Source organism: Variovorax sp. 278MFTsu5.1, assembly GCF_048305045.1.
Classification (GTDB): domain Bacteria; phylum Pseudomonadota; class Gammaproteobacteria; order Burkholderiales; family Burkholderiaceae_C; genus Variovorax; species Variovorax guangxiensis.
In genome coordinates, this window is sequence record NZ_CP157622.1 from 6,693,937 (window position 1) to 6,709,761 (window position 15,825).

At 63.7% G+C, this 15,825-nt stretch carries 16 protein-coding genes; 3 read left to right on the forward strand and 13 right to left on the reverse strand.

What is annotated here, in order from left to right; genetic code table 11:
* Positions 1-58: 58 nt before the first annotated feature.
* Entirely contained in the window at positions 59-547 is a 489-nt protein-coding gene (locus ABL844_RS31250; RefSeq protein WP_418130027.1) for a GspH/FimT family pseudopilin, read from the reverse strand.
* Positions 548-984: 437 nt separating this feature from the next.
* On the opposite strand from ABL844_RS31250, the gene ABL844_RS31255 reads away from it, so the two are divergent.
* Positions 985-1,353 (forward strand): hypothetical protein, encoded by a 369-nt coding sequence (locus ABL844_RS31255; protein WP_418130028.1) that lies wholly within the window; start codon positions 985-987, stop codon positions 1,351-1,353.
* Positions 1,354-2,043: 690 nt separating this feature from the next.
* Here ABL844_RS31255 and ABL844_RS31260 read toward each other — a convergent pair.
* The 9 genes from ABL844_RS31260 to sucC all read right to left on the reverse strand — a co-directional run bounded on the left by ABL844_RS31260 (position 2,044) and on the right by sucC (position 11,506).
* On the reverse strand, positions 2,044-3,150 hold the full coding sequence (locus ABL844_RS31260) for a hypothetical protein (RefSeq protein ID WP_418130029.1): 1,107 nt from the start codon (positions 3,148-3,150) through the stop codon (positions 2,044-2,046).
* A 58-nt stretch (positions 3,151-3,208) separates the two neighbouring features.
* Positions 3,209-3,709, reverse strand: coding sequence for a pilin (locus ABL844_RS31265; RefSeq protein ID WP_418130030.1), 501 nt, complete (start codon positions 3,707-3,709; stop codon positions 3,209-3,211).
* 212 nt (positions 3,710-3,921) lie between these two features.
* A complete protein-coding gene (locus tag ABL844_RS31270; protein WP_184639304.1) occupies positions 3,922-4,725 on the reverse strand; it encodes a 3',5'-cyclic-nucleotide phosphodiesterase in 804 nt (267 codons plus the stop codon).
* A gap of 29 nt (positions 4,726-4,754) precedes the next feature.
* Positions 4,755-7,013 (reverse strand): CHASE2 domain-containing protein, encoded by a 2,259-nt coding sequence (locus tag ABL844_RS31275; RefSeq protein ID WP_418130031.1) that lies wholly within the window; start codon positions 7,011-7,013, stop codon positions 4,755-4,757.
* Positions 7,014-7,064: 51 nt separating this feature from the next.
* Positions 7,065-7,718 (reverse strand): FHA domain-containing protein, encoded by a 654-nt coding sequence (locus ABL844_RS31280; RefSeq protein WP_126021038.1) that lies wholly within the window; start codon positions 7,716-7,718, stop codon positions 7,065-7,067.
* A 72-nt stretch (positions 7,719-7,790) separates the two neighbouring features.
* Positions 7,791-8,600, reverse strand: coding sequence for a Stp1/IreP family PP2C-type Ser/Thr phosphatase (locus tag ABL844_RS31285; protein WP_418130032.1), 810 nt, complete (start codon positions 8,598-8,600; stop codon positions 7,791-7,793).
* Between the two features lie 28 nt (positions 8,601-8,628).
* Entirely contained in the window at positions 8,629-9,315 is a 687-nt protein-coding gene (locus ABL844_RS31290) for a TerC family protein (protein WP_418130033.1), read from the reverse strand.
* A gap of 120 nt (positions 9,316-9,435) precedes the next feature.
* Positions 9,436-10,329, reverse strand: coding sequence for a succinate--CoA ligase subunit alpha (gene sucD, locus ABL844_RS31295; RefSeq protein ID WP_126021035.1), 894 nt, complete (start codon positions 10,327-10,329; stop codon positions 9,436-9,438).
* Positions 10,330-10,339: 10 nt separating this feature from the next.
* On the reverse strand, positions 10,340-11,506 hold the full coding sequence (gene sucC, locus ABL844_RS31300; protein ID WP_019653821.1) for an ADP-forming succinate--CoA ligase subunit beta: 1,167 nt from the start codon (positions 11,504-11,506) through the stop codon (positions 10,340-10,342).
* A 217-nt stretch (positions 11,507-11,723) separates the two neighbouring features.
* Here sucC and argC point away from each other — a divergent pair, with 217 nt between their 5' ends.
* Positions 11,724-12,647 carry an N-acetyl-gamma-glutamyl-phosphate reductase gene (gene argC / locus ABL844_RS31305; RefSeq protein WP_418130034.1) on the forward strand — a complete coding sequence of 308 codons (924 nt, stop codon included), beginning with the start codon at positions 11,724-11,726 and terminating at the stop codon, positions 12,645-12,647.
* Positions 12,648-12,678: 31 nt separating this feature from the next.
* Here argC and ABL844_RS31310 read toward each other — a convergent pair whose 3' ends face one another.
* Positions 12,679-13,422 (reverse strand): hypothetical protein, encoded by a 744-nt coding sequence (locus ABL844_RS31310; protein ID WP_418118485.1) that lies wholly within the window; start codon positions 13,420-13,422, stop codon positions 12,679-12,681.
* Between the two features lie 141 nt (positions 13,423-13,563).
* Here ABL844_RS31310 and yiaA point away from each other — a divergent pair, with 141 nt between their 5' ends.
* Entirely contained in the window at positions 13,564-14,004 is a 441-nt protein-coding gene (yiaA, locus tag ABL844_RS31315; protein WP_126021032.1) for an inner membrane protein YiaA, read from the forward strand.
* A gap of 7 nt (positions 14,005-14,011) precedes the next feature.
* Here the strand turns inward: yiaA and ABL844_RS31320 are convergent, their stop codons facing one another.
* Positions 14,012-14,878, reverse strand: a complete 867-nt coding sequence (locus ABL844_RS31320; RefSeq protein ID WP_418130035.1) for an IclR family transcriptional regulator — start codon at positions 14,876-14,878, stop codon at positions 14,012-14,014.
* A gap of 10 nt (positions 14,879-14,888) precedes the next feature.
* The gene (locus ABL844_RS31325; RefSeq protein ID WP_126021030.1) at positions 14,889-15,659 is read right to left on the reverse strand and encodes an SDR family oxidoreductase; all 771 of its coding nucleotides are present in this window, start codon (positions 15,657-15,659) and stop codon (positions 14,889-14,891) included.
* Positions 15,660-15,825: the final 166 nt, after the last annotated feature.

Below are 15,825 nucleotides of genomic sequence, written 5' to 3' on the forward strand. Positions count from 1 at the left end.
GATGACGATGAGGAATTAGGTACGTACATGGGAAGAGCCGTGACAAAAGTACCGAAGCTCAAGAGCAGGATTGCCCAACCGCCACGCTTGGCAGCATCCGAACCAAGCCTGCGCGTGTCACGCTGACGCACTGCACGCGCGATGCTTTGGCAGCGGAGACCGATACCGTGTAAGTGCTGGCGCCACCGGAAGCAGGCCGAGCCTGGCCCGAGACATCGAAGATCACGCCGCCCGAGGAACTGGGCTCGACGCTGACGACATCGGACAACGTGGCGCTGCGCAGCACCGCGTTTCCAACCTTCGCTTCCCATTTCTGCCCCGTCGCGGTGACGGTGCTTTCCGTGCGTTTGTAAACGCCCTCTGCACGGGCGAACTGGAGCAGAGTCAGCAGTTCCTGGGCCGCGGAATTCACACGCTGATTGGCAATCATGTTGGTGAACGACGGCATCGCAAGCGCGGCCAAGATGGCCACCAAGGCAACGACAACCATCGCCTCGATCAGGGTGAAGCCTTTCTGCTTTTGCGGTGACAGAGCGAGTTTTTTCATTGAGCGCCAGCGGCTTGGGTCTTAAATGTCAAATTTGGTTGAACTTCGTCTCTATAGGTAACGTTTGTACCGTCAAGTGTTAACAACACGAAGACCGCTCGCCATCTTTGAGTGACCGCTTGTCAGAAATGCGAACTCACGAAGGAGAAACCCGTCGGCCCACCCGCCTCAAACTATTCGGACGCGGTCAATCGGGGCTACGCCGCCTTCAAGACGGCTAAGGCCCCGCGCTCCACGATGGTCCAGCCGCCGCAAACGACGGCGTGCTTCGTGCGCTCCGCAGCGAGCTAACCCGCGCCAACGCGGGCCTCGAACAGTTTGTCTGTGTACCGAACGCACTCTTCAACGGATCCAACAATCCAGCGCCCCGGCCACCCCTGCTGCGGACGGCTTGGCCCAGTTGGGCAACTCGAACTACCTGCACAAGTACTACGTCGATGCAACACCCCGAAGTGGTGGCCGTCGACTTCGACCAAGCCGGCGGAAACTTTCGCGCTCCCCGAGCTCGGACTGGCATTCGCTGCTGCTCGGCGGCCTCGGCAAGAGGCTGCAACAGCTTCTATGCCATCGATATGACCGATCCGGCCGCGATGACCGATGAGACCATCGTGGCGAGCGACGGCCTCATCTCCGACCCGACCGACGGGACGGCCGACGCGATTTACGTGGGTGGACCTCAATGGCCGGCTCTGGCGCTTCGACGTGTCCGCGGCCGCGGACACGATCACGCCGATCCGGCCCCGACCAAGATCGCCCCCTTCACCGATGGAGCCACAGCTCCGAGAGCCCAACTCATCATCTCGTGATAGTCGGCACTGATCAGTTCCTCGACCCGGGGAAATCATTCCCGCGCCGCGCAAAGCTTCTATACGGTCATCGATAGAGCCGTCACTGCCTTCAAGCCAGCAGACGACACGATGCCTAGACGCTCAGTGCACTTACAGCTGCCTCCGACCTCGTGGACGGCACTGTCGTTTCTAATGATTCGCCCAGCAGGCACCTCGACCTGGGCCGTCCAGAGCGGTATCGGACTGCGTATAGCGGCGAGCCCGACAGCTTTCAATGGTTCGTGGCGTTCTCCTCGCTGCTCACCGGTGAGGATGCCCGCAGCCCTTCGGGCCAAAGTCAAGTCTATGGCATCGACTCAACGTATTAACGACACCCTCATCTGGATCTCATGACCAAAAGCGGGCGGAACGACGGTCGCATCAGAGCTCAAGAAGCGCGGTCAAGCCACATAGACTAGCCCGTTCTCACGCCTATTCACAATGCGCACCACTCAAAATAAGTGTGTTCGCTTCTGAGCTTGGAGTTTCGGGTGTGCTCATCGCCGCCAACTGCGAGGATTTTTGGGGTTTCGTGAATTGACCTCGCAACGATGTTGCAGCTTCCCATAAACGTTCGACTTGCAATACCTGGGCCCAGGCGGTGGCTTGAAATCGCGTTGCACGTACGCGATGGCATACAAGCTGCTGACCTAAAATTGGAACTCGCCATTAAGAAAAAATATATTTCTTCATCAATGGATTCTCTTTTTTCCAAATCACGCTATCGATAAAATAGTGATGAATATTTATAAACACCCAGATCGCGGCAGTAAAAACAAAGACTCCGCTAGAAAAATAGTTAATCTTCCCCTCTTTACAATAATCCAATACACCCGGGATAACCCAGAACGCCGCAACACCAAAAACCATCATCCTGAAGTAATTCAAAAAGCTTTTTGACAATGGGCGAACCACGCCTGATCCCGCCCTATTTTTACCTTTTTGATACTTTGAAACTATGGCCAAATATTGCAAAGAATGAAAAAATGGAATAACCAAAATGAACTTATTATCAAGCCACGCCAGCATAGTCCAGAGATAAATTCCGACCAAGTACCCAATTACCCCCGCGAGCGGCATATTTGAGATGCTGGTGTTTGCATTTCGCCAGAGCAAAATCTGACGCCATATAGCCATTAATGTCCACGCAGCTGAAGCAATGGCTATCGCGGCTGCCATCGCCGTCCAATAGCCATTCAGAAGAGGTTTAAAGACTGGGAATCTCACACCCCAAAAATCGCCCCTACCCAAAGCACCTGCCGAAATAACCAAAGCAGCCATCCAGCTTATATATGAATTCCAAAGAAGTATGCGGCGCAATTTGACTGACCAATAAACCTTCCTTTGCGCAGCATCAAGGAGCGCCATTCCAAAAGCTTGCTTTACGTAATGCCATCCAACTAAAATTGCGTACAGACCTAAGCTGAATTGCAAGAGTGAAAAATCCCCTTTCAACGAGAGGTAAACGGACAAGCTGAGCAGAACAATCAGAACCAATGGAATGACTATTGCCGCAGTCAACCATCTGATTTTGTACGCGACCCACTTCTCCTTTTTTATTTCGGGCCAAATTTCGAAAAACATTTGATACGAATACATAAAATGAGGATGATTCACAAAATTAGCCAGCAGCATCATTACGGACGCCAAAATCAAAACCTCTTTAGCCTCGAGCTCAATCGATCGAAAAATCAACCACACAAGCAACGAAAATCCGCCTAGCAAGGCTATGTCGCCCACTCTTGCGGGGCTCGGATTTTTATTGGCGATTTGCATTGAATCTCCTAAGACAAAAAAAAAGAGGCTTACGCCTCTTTTTTTGTTTCCGATGCAATTACGGTGCAGGTGTAGCGGTGCCAGCACTTGCCTCACGGCAAGCTTGAGGAAGGAACTTGTTTGCGACCGTTCCGCTGTTGCAACTCCAGTTCGCGCCGCCGTCAGTAGTATTGAAAACGACCGTACCAGTCGCACGCGAATTAGAGCGCATGGTCGCAGTCAGCGTTCCGGCCGGATAAGTTCCCGTGATGGCGGTAGCCAGAGTCGAGTATTTGCCCGTCAGGTTTGCTGCGATCGAGGTTGCAGCGACCACTTGCGTATTGGTTCCATCGGTTTGAACCAAAGTAGGCCAAGCATTTTGATTGGAACCGAACTCCGCCAGTGGCGCCTTCAAGCCGCCCAGCAACTCAACAGGTTCCGCAACTTGCGCACGAGTCACGTAGTCGTTGTACGCCGGCAGAGCCACAGCAGCCAAGATACCAATGATCGCCACAACGATCATCAGTTCGATAAGGGTAAAGCCGGCCTGAGCGCGGCGGGCAACGGTACGAACGTTCATTTAGGAACTCCAGGTAGGTTGGTTGTTACGCCCGGGAACCTGCCCGGAGCGAAGTACCTTCCGCAGCATCCGTGCCACCCGTCTCCAGGCCCTCCTACCGACCGAACACGTCACCTGGAGCCACTTTGGCGTTACACCACGTGACACAACTTGCCTCAAGATGCGACACTTCGTGACAAATTTGTCATGCCAGTGCGCCCACTGACCGGGGGTCAGAAAGTCAGGACACCATCCACCTTCAGCCAGCGAATGTCCCGCTGCCCCATGCCTGCCGCGTGCTCGGTCACCAAGGCTTCGATCTGGCTCATGATCTCGTCGGTCTCGGCGGGCTTGGTGTGGGTGATGTAGATCGGGTACTGCTTGTCCGGCGCGATGTGGGCGAGTTCACCGGCCAGAACGGCGGGCGACAGGTGCAGGCTGCGCTCGGCCAGTGCCTGCTCGCGGCTGCTGAATGCCGTTTCGATCACGAGCATCGCCACGTCGAGCTCGTTCACGCGCTCCCAGAAGGGCGCGTTGCGCTCGGTGTCTCCGCTGAACACCCAGTGGGCGCCGCCCTCGGCCCGTCGCACGGCGAAGCCGCAGGCCGGCACGGTGTGGAACGCGGGCAGCACTTCGACCACCTTGGGCTCGCGGCTGCCCAGCGGCAGCTGCTGGCCCACCGCGATGTCGTGAAAGCTCACGAACGGCGCCTCCTGGCTGGGAATGCTCTCGAAGTCCGGCCAGATGACGTTGTTGAACACGTGCGTGCGCAGCGCGTCGATGGTGTCCCGCAGCGCGTGCACGCGCAACGGCTGCGTGCGGCGGCTGCCGATGGCGTCGAGCATCAGGGGGAGCGCTGCGATGTGGTCGAGGTGGCTGTGCGTGAGCACGACGTCGTCGATGCAGGCCATTTCATCGAGCGTGAGGTCTCCGACACCGGTGCCCGCATCGACGAGCAGGTCCGTGTCGACCAGGAACGAGGTGGTGCGGCAGTCTTTGGCGATGGCGCCCGAGCAACCCAGCACACGAACCTGCATTGTGAAAGACCCCTTTTATGTGTCTGTCGTCATTTGGTCTCGAACCGGGTCGCGCCGTCCCAGTTCGGGTCTTGCGGTCGCAACGCCATCGAGGCTAAACGCTGGGCGTAGAGCTGGTAAAGGACTTTTTTCGCATCCGCGGCGAGCAGGGGAGCCAGCAAGTTTCGGCCCATGGCCCAGTCCTGGCGACGGTATGCAGCCAGCACTTCGCCCCAGCGTTCGAGCAGCTGCCGCGTCTGCTGCTGCGCTTCGGGCGTGCTTGCGGACAAGGGCGTAAAAACGGCAACGGCCTGTGCTTTTCCCTTGACCCGCACGCTGTCGAGCTCCTGCCAGACGAAGCCCGGCGCCAGCTCGCGCGTCGCGCCGCTCGCGACCACTTCAACGCCGTAGTGTCCGCTCAGGCCCTCGAGGCGAGACGCGAGGTTGACCGCATCGCCGACCACGGTATAGCTGCGCCGCGCGGTCGATCCCATGTCGCCCACGCTCATCACGCCGCTGTTGATGCCGATGCCTACGCTGATCTCGGGCCGGCCGCTGGCGCGATGGAGGCGGTTGATGTCGTGCACGGCATCGGCCATGTCGAGCGCGGCCCGCACGGCGAGCGTGGCGTGGTCGGGCGTGTCGATGGGCGCGCCCCAGAAGGCCATGACGCAGTCGCCCATGTACTTGTCGACGGTGCCGCGGTGGGCGCTGATGACGTTGGTGAGCCGGCTGAAGACGGTGTTGAGAAAGGCCTGCAGCTCGGCCGGCGCCATCTGTTCCGACAGGCGCGTGAAGTCGCGCATGTCGCAGAACATCACGGTCATGGGCTTGCTCTCTGCGCGCATGCTGTAGCGGCCGGGGTGCTCCATCATTTCGTTGACGAGCTGGGGCGGCACGTAGGTGCCGAAGAGCCGCACCAGGCCGCGCCGCGCGCGCGATTCGACGAAGTAGCCCCAGCTCATGTTGAACGCGAAGGCCAGGGCCGCCATCGCCAGCACAGACGCCAGCGGCAGCACGAGGCTGGAGCCCACGTAGAGCCACACGTTCAGCCCGATCAGCGCCGCGATCGCGCCGGCGGCGAGCAGCAGGGCGCGCGGCGCTGACAGCAGAGACATCCCGAAGGCCAGCAGGAGGCCGGTCACGGCGACGAGCAGCACCTCGTAGCCCGGCGCGTAGTCGGGCACGCTCAGCAGGCGCCGGTCGAGCAGCGCGGAGACGATGTTTGCATGCACTTCCACGCCCGGGAACGCGGCTTCGACCGGCGTGGCGCGCAGGTCCTGCAGCCCCGGCGCGGTGGCGCCCACGAGCACGATCCTGTCCTTCAGCTCGCCTGGCGCGAGTCTGCCTTCGAGCACGTCGGCGGCCGGCACGTAGCGGAACGATCCGCCGTCCGCGCCGCCCTGGCCGCGAAACGGCACCTGCATGCTGCCCGTGCCGTCGACCGGAATGCGCAGCCGCCCTACCCTCAGCGATTCGAGCTGGGGCGCATTGCCGCCGCCCGGCGCGAAGGCCGGCTGCACCGGCGGCGATCCGTTCGCGAGGCGGTAGACCGCAAGCCCCAGCGACTCGTAGTAGCCCGGCTGCGCCTTGTCGCCGTCGTAGCGCGCGATGAGCGGCACGCTGCGGATGACGCCATCGCCGTTGATGCCGACCAGCGTGTTCAGGAAGCCCGCGACCGGCGCCGCCTTCGCCAGTTCGGGCAGGCTGGCACCGAAGCCGTTCCAGCCCGTGGCGTAGGTACCGCCCTGCGGGAAAGCACCGGCCGGCAGCAGGGGCGCCGCAGGCAGCTGCCCCTTGGCGCTCGGCGCTTCCGTGCGCGTGAAGTAGTAGCCCAGCGCCACGCGCCGGCCGCTCAGCGCGGCGGCAAGCGTGGCGTCGTGGTCGAGCGAGGGCGCCAGCCGCTCGACCTCGGCGGCCAGGCCGGGCACCTTGCCCAGCGGGCCACCCATGATTTCCCTCAGCCTGTCGAGGCCCGAACTGCGGTCGGGCTCGAGGAACATGACGTCGAAGCCGAGCACGGCCGCCTGCTGGCGGGTCATCAGCTCGGTGGTCAGGCGGGCGATCTTGTCTCGGGCCCAGGGCCACTGGCCCTGCCGTGCGAGGCTGGCATCGTCGACGTCGACGATCACCACCCGCGCATCGGGCGTGCCCGGCATGGTGGCACGCAGGCGGACGTCGTAGATCAGCTGGTCAAGACGTTCAAGAGCGGTTAGCCGCCAGGCGCCGGTGGCATGCGCCAGCGCCAGCAACACCGGCAGCAGCGTGATCGCAATGCGCGGCCAGTGCCGCCGCAGTTCTTCTCTCACGGCGCCCGGTCCGTGAAGGCGCGGCCGCGGCGAGCCAAGAGGGAAAGCGCCTCAGATGCGCACGAACTGCATGCGCGTGGCATCGCCCAGCTCGAGCACGTCGCGCTCCTGCAGCGCGACGGCCTCGGCCCCCAGCTGCAGGCCGTTGAGCGTGACGTTGCCTTCGACACCCGCCGCCACGTAGCCCTGGCGCCGGCGAGTGACCACCGCCACGGCAACGCCGGGCTTGCCGACGGTGGTGACCACCTTCTGCAAGCCCACGTCCTGCCCTTCGTTGGCGCCGGAGAGCACGCGCAGCACCGGAATGCCGAGCTCGACCAGCGCGCCGGATTCCGTGGGAGCCGAAGACAGCGGCATCGCGCCCGACGGGTATTCGCCCGAGGCGGTGCGGATCGAGCCGGCACCGGTGTCGAGGTTGCTGCGCGCGCGGAAATGGATGCGGCAGCCTCCGACCTCGATGACATCGTTGTCCTTGAGCGCCTGCCGCTGGACGGCGAGCGCGTTGACGTAGGTGCCGTTGGTGCTGTTGAGATCTTCAATTTCGACTTCGCCGCCAGTCATGTGCAGTACGGCGTGCTCGCCGCTGACCGCCAGATTGTCGATCACGATGTCGTTGTAGGCACGGCGTCCCAGCGTCGTGCGCTCCTTGGCGAGCGCAACCTGCCCGATGACAACGCCATCGACCGAAATGATCATCTTCGGCATTGCCGACTCCCCGAATCCAAAGCATGAATGACGACGGCAGGCAGGCCGCAGGGCCGCTGCCTGCGGAACCTGCTAGCTGCCCGAGCGCGGCGTTTCCGCAACGCTCGCGCTGGCCAGGACAACGGAGATGTTGTCCCGTCCGCCATTGTCATTGGCTGCCGCAACCAAAAGTGATGCTTTTTTCTGAAGCCCGACATCGTGTCCTAGAAGCGTGAAAAGCTGCTCATCCGAAACCATCTCGCTGAGCCCGTCGGAGCAAAGCATATAGAGATCGCCGGGTCTTGCGCTGTGTTCGTGCATTTCCAGCAAGACTTGGGCCTCCACGCCGACGGCGCGCGTCACGAGGTTGCGGGTGGGCGAATTCAGCGCCTCCTCGGCGGTGATGGCGCCGGCGTCGAGCTGCTGCTGGCGCAGGGAATGGTCGCGGGTCAGCAGTTCCAGCTTGTTGTTGCGCAGGCGGTAGCAGCGCGAGTCGCCGATGTGGCCGACCACGACCCGCTGCGGCCGGAACGCCGCCAGCACCAGGGTCGTTCCCATGCCCTGCAGCTCGGGGTTGGTGGTGCCTTCATGCAGGATTGCGCCGTTGGCCTCGTCGGTGGCGGCCTGCAGCGCCCGCCGGACCACGCGGGCCGGCGCCTGCATGCCGGCGTGGGCGAACCAGCGCCCGAAGCTGCCGTGCAACAGCGACACGGCCATGGCGCTGGCCACCTCGCCGCCCTTGTAGCCGCCCATGCCGTCGGCCAGCAGGGCCAGGCCGAGGGCGGGGTCGACGTGCACCGCGTCCTCGTTGTGGGAGCGCGTCCGCCCGACGTCGGTCAGGAAGGCGAATTCCCAGGTCAGCGAAGGGCGAGTGGAGAAAAGGGAGACGCCGACACTCGCCATGGTCTGTCAGCGCCGATCTCTCTTGGGCTCAGTGTTGTGCAGCGGCGTGCGCACGCCGTTGCAGGAGACGGCCGATGGCCACCACGAACACGGCACCGGCAGCCGCGGCCGCGTAGTGCAGCCAGGGGTTGGCCGCCAGCGTGTCGCGCAGGATGGCGTCCTGCACGATGGTTTCGCCGCCGACCCAGCCGATCAGCGCGGCGCCCAGCATCACGATGATCGGGAAACGTTCCATGAGCTTGATCATGAGCGTGCTGCCGAAAATCACCAAGGGAATACTGATCGCCAGGCCAAGAATCAGCAACACCATGCTGCCTTGTGCCGCGGCCGCCACGGCGATCACGTTGTCCAGGCTCATCACCAGGTCGGCCAGCAGGATGGTGCGCACGGCCGCCATCATGCTGCCGTATTCCTTGGACTCGCCGTCGCCCTCGTCTTCCTCGCCCAGCAGCTGCAGGCCGATCCACAGCAGCAGCATGCCGCCGATGATCTGCAGGTAGGGCAGGGCGAGCAGCTTGGCCGCCACCACCGTGAGCACGATCCGCAGCACCACGGCCGCGCCCGAGCCGAAGAGCACGGCCTTTTTCTGTTGGGCGGGCGGCAGCGAGCGCGCCGCCATGGCGATCACCACCGCGTTGTCCCCCGACAGGATGATGTTGATCCAGATGATCTTGAGCAGACCTATCCAGAAATCTGTGCTTTGAAGAAATTCCATGTCTCTGATCCCACTGTGTTTTATTGAAAAAAGCGCCCGCAATCCAGTGCGGGCGCTTTTTTGTTTCTGCGTGGTCCTCTCATGACCCGGCTCTGCGGCCGGTGTCGCGGAGCCGTCTCTTTACAGCTTGGCCTTGAGCAGCTTGGCCAGTTCCGAGAAGTTGCGCGTCACGGTGAAGCCGCATTCTTCCATGATGGACAGCTTGGCTTCGGCCGTGTCGGCGCCGCCCGAGATCAGCGCGCCGGCGTGGCCCATGCGCTTGCCGGGAGGGGCGGTGACACCGGCGATGAAGCCGACGACCGGCTTCTTCATGTTGTCCTTGCACCAGCGGGCAGCGTCGGCCTCGTCGGGGCCGCCGATTTCGCCGATCATGATGACGGCGTCGGTGTCCGGATCATCGTTGAAGGCCTTCATCACGTCGATGTGCTTCAGGCCGTTGATCGGGTCGCCGCCGATGCCGACTGCCGACGATTGGCCCAGGCCGATTTCCGTCAGCTGAGCCACTGCTTCGTATGTCAGCGTGCCGGAGCGCGAGACCACGCCGATGCGGCCCTTGCGGTGGATGTGGCCGGGCATGATGCCGATCTTGATCTCGTCGGGCGTGATCAGGCCGGGGCAGTTGGGGCCCAGCAGCAGCGTCTTCTTGCCGCCGGCGGCTTCCTTGGCCTTCATCTTGTTGCGAACTTCGAGCATGTCGCGCACCGGAATGCCTTCGGTGATGCAGATCGCCATGTCGAGGTCGGCTTCCACCGCTTCCCAGATGGCGGCCGCGGCGCCTGCCGGCGGCACGTAGATCACCGAGACGGTGGCGCCCGTCTGCTGGGCGGCTTCCTTGACCGAGCCGAAGATCGGGATGTTGAAGATCGACTCGCCGGCCTTCTTCGGGTTCACGCCGGCCACGAAGGCGTTCTTGCCGTTCGCGTATTCCTGGCACTTCTCGGTGTGGAACTGGCCGGTCTTGCCGGTGATGCCCTGCGTGATGACTTTGGTGTCTTTGTTGATGTAGATCGACATGACTTGTTCCTTAGGCCTTCTTGACTGCTGCCACGACCTTCTGGGCCGCTTCCGCCATGGTGTCGGCGCTGATGATCGGCAGGCCCGATTCGGCCAGCAGCTTCTTGCCTTCGACTTCGTTGGTGCCCTTCATGCGCACGACCAGCGGCACTTGCAGGTTCACGGCCTTGCAGGCTGCGATCACGCCGGTGGCGATGGTGTCGCACTTCATGATGCCGCCGAAGATGTTCACGAGGATGGCTTCCACGTTCTTGTTCTTCAGCATGATCTTGAAGGCCTCGGTGACCTTCTCGGGGGTGGCGCCGCCGCCCACGTCCAGGAAGTTGGCCGGCTCGCCGCCGAACAGCTTGATGGTGTCCATGGTGGCCATGGCCAGGCCGGCACCGTTCACCAGGCAGCCGATGTTGCCGTCCAGCGAGATGTAGGCGAGGTCGAACTTCGAGGCTTCCACTTCGGCCGCGTCTTCCTCGTCGAGGTCGCGCAGAGCGACGATCTCGGGGTGGCGGAACAGCGCGTTGCTGTCGAAGTTGAACTTGGCGTCCAGGGCGATGATGTTGCCCTTGCTGTCACGGTTGAGCGGGTTGATCTCGACCAGCGAGGCGTCCGTCTCCATGTAGCAGGTGTAGAGCTTCTTGAAGATGTCCACGGCCTGGGCGGTGGAGTCGGCCGGGATGCCGATGCCGTCGGCGATCTGCTTGGCCTGTTCGTCGGTCAGGCCCTGGGCCGGGTCGGCGAACACGGTGATGATCTTCTCGGGCGAGGAGTGGGCCACTTCCTCGATGTCCATGCCGCCTTCGCTGGAAGCGATGAAGGCCACCTTCTGGGTGGCGCGGTCGGTCACGGCCGAAACGTAGTATTCCTTCTGGATGTCGGCGCCGTCCTCGATGTACAGGCGGCGGACCTTCTGGCCTTCGGGGCCGGTCTGGTGGGTCTTGAGCTGCATGCCCAGGATCTCGCCGGCGAGCTTCTTGACGTCCTCGATGGACTTGGCGACCTTCACGCCGCCGCCCTTGCCGCGGCCACCCGCGTGGATCTGGGCCTTGACGACCCAGACCGGGCCTCCAAGCTTCTGGGCGGCTTCAACCGCCTCCTGGACCGTGTAGGCCGGGATGCCGCGCGGCACCGGCACGCCGAACTTGGCAAGGATTTCCTTGCCTTGGTACTCGTGAATCTTCATGAGGGATGTCTCTCGGAAGGAGGAAGTTGAGAAATCGGGAGATCTGGGCTGGAGAGGGTCTATGCTCTGTTGTCCGCGGGCGACGGCAGCCTGACGGCTGGGGGCGGCGAACAACCGCGGACTGTATCATGGTGCGCCGCACCAATACTGTGAGTGTGGTTGCGGGCAATACGTACCTACCGTACTTCTCTTTCAGCTACCCAGGGGCACTTCCACCATGGCCAAGGTTTTCATCGACGGCGAAGCCGGCACCACCGGCCTCCAGATCCGCGAACGTCTGCAGGCGATGCCGCAGGTCGAACTCGTGAGCATCGCCCCCGAGCTGCGAAAGGACACCGCCGCCAAGCGCGAACTGATGGCCGGCGTCGACTTGGTGGTTCTGTGCCTGCATGACGACGCCGCGCGCGAGTCGGTCGCGCTGATCGACCAGCTGCCCGGCGCCAAGCCCAAGATCATCGACGCCTCCACGGCGCACCGCATCGCCCCCGATTGGGTGTTCGGCTTCCCCGAACTCACCGAAGGCCACTGGCAGGCCGTGGCCAAGGCCGAGCGCGTGGGCAACCCCGGCTGCTACGCCACCGGCGCTATCGCCATGGTGCGCCCGTTGGTCGACGCGGGCATCCTGCCGGCCGACTTCCCCATCTCGCTGCCTTCCGTGAGCGGCTACTCGGGCGGCGGCCGCACCATGATCGAGGCCTACGAGAAGGGGGAAGCCCCGGCCTTCGAGATCTACGCGCTGGGCCTGAAGCACAAGCACATCCCCGAAATCATGACTTACACCGGCCTCACGCGCCGGCCGGTCTTCATCCCGTCGGTGGGCAATTTCAAGCAGGGCATGCTGGTGCAGTTGCCGCTGCACCTCGACCTGCTGCCGGGCAAGCCCAAGGCCGGCGACCTGCAGGACGCGCTGGCCGCACACTACGCGCGCAGCAACACGCCCGAGCAGTTCGTGAAGGTGCTGCCGCCCACCGAGGACGGCAAGCTCGAGGCGCTGGCGCTCAACGACACCAACAAGCTCGAGATCCGCGTGTTCCCGAACGAGGACCATCGCCATGCCGTGGTGATCGCCCGCCTCGACAACCTCGGCAAGGGCGCCAGTGGCGCCGCGGTGCAGAACCTGAAGCTGATGCTGGGGCTCTGAGCCCCACGCCTCGCACCGGCCTTCCGGCCGGTCAGCTCACCAGCCAGAGCCCCACGCCCAGCAGGGCCGCGTGCGCGCCCAGTGCGATGTACAGCGGCTTGCGCGAGGGCGCGGCCATGTCCTGAAGCGTCTCGTGGATGCGCCGCGTGAGCAGCGCGCGCAGTGCCGGGTCCTGCGGTGCCGAACCGCCCTCGCCCGCCACCAGTTCATTTCCGCTCTCCGCGCGGCTGCGCTGCCATTCGGCCAGCATCTCGCTCAGCGGCAGCCTGTCGATCACGAAAGCCACGACCGTGCGCACCGCCTTGCCTTCGCCCAGCACCGGCGCGAGCTGCTTGCTCAGCGCGTCGACCGACAGCCAGTCGGCCACGCGATGCAAGGCGCCGTGCGCCTTCGGCATGGCCTCGATGCGGCTCGCGATCGCGCCGCCCAGCCGTTGCGACACAGCCTCGCCGCGTGCCGCCACCAGGTGCTGCATCGCACGAGCACGCCCTTGCTGCACACCCAGCGCCACGTAGACGACCACGAAGAACAGCAGCAGCAGCGCCACCAGCAGCGGAGGCGAGGTGACGAGAGCGAGCACTGCGCCGACTCCACCCGCGCGCGCAGCCACGTTGCCCGGCCCCTGCAGCTGGCTCAGGTAGAAGAAAAAAACACCGCCGCCCAGGAAGACGCCGAGCAGGCCGCCCTTGATCACTGAACCGGCGAAGGACAGCCCGGCCTTGGCACCGGTGCGCACGAGCGACTGCTGGGCCGCGGGGTCGGTCGACGACGACATATGGGAAGACTCCTCCATTGTTGTTGATGCTGACGGCCGCCTCGTGCGATTGCTTCTGCTGCGCAGACGCCGGCCCGGCGCGGATCATGCCACCGGCGCCGCTCCACCATAATCGCGCGCAAACCATACGAGGAGAATCCCATGGCCGTCAGATTCCAGAAACCGACCGCGGCATTCGTCGCCGCTTCCTGGGCCGCGCTTTTCATCGGCGCCGTCGTCTACCTGATCGGGCTGTGGAACGCCTCGATGCAGCTCAACGAGAAGGGCTACTACTTCACCGTGCTGATGTACGGCCTCTTCTCCGCCGTGTCGCTGCAGAAGACCGTACGCGACCGCCTCGAGGGCATCTCCGTCACCGGCATCTACTACGGCCTGTGCTGGGTCTCGCTGCTGCTGTCGGTGGCCCTGCTGGCCATCGGCCTCTTCAACGCCACGCTCGCTTCCAGCGAAAAAGGCTTCTACGCGATGGCCTTCCTGCTGAGCCTGTTCGGCGCGGTGGCGGTGCAGAAGAACGTGCGCGACATCGCCGCGCACAAGAGCGAGACGCCCTCCCCGCTCGACGAAGCTCCCGACCCGAACTGAGCCCCCGCTATTCGTTGTCGTTGTAGCCGCTGGCGCCCATCAGCGCCGAAAGGCGCGCGGCGATGTTGCCCACGATCTCGCGCACCTGCGTGACGTCGGGCGCCGACTTCTGGTCGATGCGCTCGATGTACGGCACGTTGATCGACGCGATCGCATGGTCGGCCGCGCCCATCACCGGAAACGCGATGTTGGTGATGCCGCGCGTCTGCTTGCTCGGCATGGCCGAGTAGCCGCGCTCGCGCACCTCCTGCAGGATGGAGAAGAGCTGGCCGGGGTCCATGTCGAGCTCGCCTTCCACGCCGATGTGGGCGCGCAGCATGCGGGCCCGGTCGATCTCGTCGCGAAAGGCCAGCAGCACGTGGCCCGAGGAAGTGTCGGTCAGCCCCATCACCACGCCCACCTTCAGCCCGAAGGACCAGCGCTCCGGGCTCTCGACCTGCGCGATGACCACCACGCGCCCGCCCTGGTACATGGCGAGATGGCACGACTGCCGCGCCCGGTTGGCCAGCTCGCGCAGCAGCGGCAGCGCCGCGCTCACCAAGCTCTTGAGCGGCGGCTGGCGGTGCGCCAGCTCGAACATGCGCAGCGTGAGCGTGTAGCGGTCGTTCTCGTCGACCTGCACGAAGCCGCGGCGCTGCAGCGTCACCGCCATGCGGAAGATCTCGCTGACCTTGCGCCCGACCTTCTGGGCGAGCTCGTTGAGCGTGTAGCCGGAGGGGCTGTCGGCCAGCGCCTCCAGGATGTCCAGCCCCTTCTCCAGGGCCGGTGCGGCATAGCGCAGCGCGCCCTCGCCTTCCGTCACGGCCTCCTCGAGGCCGTCCTGCCCTTGCGGCCCTTGCTGCTCTTCTTCCGGCGCCGTTGCTGCTCGCTTCATCTTTCCCCGTTCAGTTCGACCATCCACCGTCGATCATATGGATCGCACCGGTGGTGAAGGCCGACTCGTCGGAAGCCAAATACACCACCAGCGCGGCGATCTCCTCCGGCTTGCCGACGCGCCCCAGGGGCTGGCGCGCCACGAAGGCGGCGCGCACCGCGGCCTCGTCGGTGCCGGCCTGCTCTGCCTGGGCCGCGATGCGGTCGCGCAGCGAGGGCGACTCGACAGTGCCCGGGCAGATGGCGTTGCAGCGCACGCCCTGCTGGATGAAGTCGGCCGCCACCGCCTTGGTCAGCCCGATGACTGCCGCCTTCGAGGCGCCGTAGACGAAGCGGTTGGGCACGCCCTTCACGCTGGAGGCAGCCGAGGCCATGTTGATGATCGAGCCGCCGCGCTCCAGCATGGCGGGCAGGAAGGCGCGGATGGTGCGGTACATGGACTTCGCGTTGAGATCCATGCTGAAGTCCCAGTCCGCCTCCTCGCAGGCCAGGATGTTGCCGGCGTGTACGTAGCCGGCGCAGTTGAAGAGCACGTCCAGCCGCCCCGTGGCCTGGGCGAAGGCCTGCACCGCGGCGGTGTCGCGCACGTCGAGCGTGGCGGTCTTCAGGCTTGCCAGGCCCTCTTCGCGGGCCAGCTCGGCGAGCTCGGCCAGCGCCGCCGTGTCCACGTCGGTGGCCCACACGGTGCCGCCTTCGCGGGCCAGCGCCAGCGCGCTGGCGCGTCCGATGCCCTTGCCGGCTGCGGTAACGAGGATGTTCTTTCCTTGAACGCGTGAAGTCACTGGGAGGTCCTTTGGTTGGGAGTTGCTGCGTACATGTGAAATATGAATTTCACTGATGAAATCAAATATACGCGAGTCGGGTGCATCGCCGTCCCCGTCACAACCCCTATTCGCCGACTCCTGACTCAGTGATTACCCGCGAACTCGCGCAAACCCCAGCCTTTAC

What these genes read in the sequence shown, in the direction of transcription:
- ABL844_RS31250 (WP_418130027.1), bottom strand. Translation starts at nt 547, where the DNA reads ATGAAAAAACTCGCTCTGTCACCGCAAAAGCAGAAAGGCTTCACCCTG.
- ABL844_RS31255 (WP_418130028.1), top strand. Translation starts at nt 985, where the DNA reads ATGCAACACCCCGAAGTGGTGGCCGTCGACTTCGACCAAGCCGGCGGA.
- ABL844_RS31260 (WP_418130029.1), bottom strand. Translation starts at nt 3,150, where the DNA reads ATGCAAATCGCCAATAAAAATCCGAGCCCCGCAAGAGTGGGCGACATA.
- ABL844_RS31265 (WP_418130030.1), bottom strand. Translation starts at nt 3,709, where the DNA reads ATGAACGTTCGTACCGTTGCCCGCCGCGCTCAGGCCGGCTTTACCCTT.
- ABL844_RS31270 (WP_184639304.1), bottom strand. Translation starts at nt 4,725, where the DNA reads ATGCAGGTTCGTGTGCTGGGTTGCTCGGGCGCCATCGCCAAAGACTGC.
- ABL844_RS31280 (WP_126021038.1), bottom strand. Translation starts at nt 7,718, where the DNA reads ATGCCGAAGATGATCATTTCGGTCGATGGCGTTGTCATCGGGCAGGTT.
- ABL844_RS31285 (WP_418130032.1), bottom strand. Translation starts at nt 8,600, where the DNA reads ATGGCGAGTGTCGGCGTCTCCCTTTTCTCCACTCGCCCTTCGCTGACC.
- ABL844_RS31290 (WP_418130033.1), bottom strand. Translation starts at nt 9,315, where the DNA reads ATGGAATTTCTTCAAAGCACAGATTTCTGGATAGGTCTGCTCAAGATC.
- sucD (WP_126021035.1), bottom strand. Translation starts at nt 10,329, where the DNA reads ATGTCGATCTACATCAACAAAGACACCAAAGTCATCACGCAGGGCATC.
- sucC (WP_019653821.1), bottom strand. Translation starts at nt 11,506, where the DNA reads ATGAAGATTCACGAGTACCAAGGCAAGGAAATCCTTGCCAAGTTCGGC.
- argC (WP_418130034.1), top strand. Translation starts at nt 11,724, where the DNA reads ATGGCCAAGGTTTTCATCGACGGCGAAGCCGGCACCACCGGCCTCCAG.
- ABL844_RS31310 (WP_418118485.1), bottom strand. Translation starts at nt 13,422, where the DNA reads ATGTCGTCGTCGACCGACCCCGCGGCCCAGCAGTCGCTCGTGCGCACC.
- yiaA (WP_126021032.1), top strand. Translation starts at nt 13,564, where the DNA reads ATGGCCGTCAGATTCCAGAAACCGACCGCGGCATTCGTCGCCGCTTCC.
- ABL844_RS31320 (WP_418130035.1), bottom strand. Translation starts at nt 14,878, where the DNA reads ATGAAGCGAGCAGCAACGGCGCCGGAAGAAGAGCAGCAAGGGCCGCAA.